Raw genomic sequence first — 372 nt, forward strand, 5'->3', positions numbered from 1 at the left:
CCCCTGCTTGTAAGGCAGATGCTCTCCCAGCTGAGCTAATCGCCCATATATCTGGTGACCCTACCGGGATTCGAACCCGGGATACCGCCGTGAAAGGGCGATGTCTTAACCGCTTGACCATAGGGCCTTAATTACTAAGGTTTTTTTATCTATTTGTTAACAACTTACTTATTTATTTTAGCATTTAATAAGTGTTTTGTCAACACTTTTTTTCAATTTTTTTACTTAGGTTTTACATATTATTATATGTATGGTTGCGGGAGCAGGATTTGAACCTACGACCTCCGGGTTATGAGCCCGACGAGCTACCAAACTGCTCTATCCCGCGTTATTGGTGCCGAGGATCGGAATCGAACCGATACGGTGTTTTAC

The 372-nt window shown here is 43.3% G+C and carries 2 tRNA genes; both read right to left on the minus strand.

Annotated elements, in window-relative coordinates:
- Nucleotides 1-52: 52 nt before the first annotated feature.
- Nucleotides 53-127: transfer RNA gene (locus ACU68W_RS09290), tRNA-Glu, on the minus strand.
- 124 nt (nt 128-251) lie between these two features.
- Nucleotides 252-328 (minus strand) — tRNA-Met (locus ACU68W_RS09295).
- Between the last annotated feature and the right edge of the window lie 44 nt (nt 329-372).

The organism is Finegoldia sp. P2-F-LR (assembly GCF_052932265.1).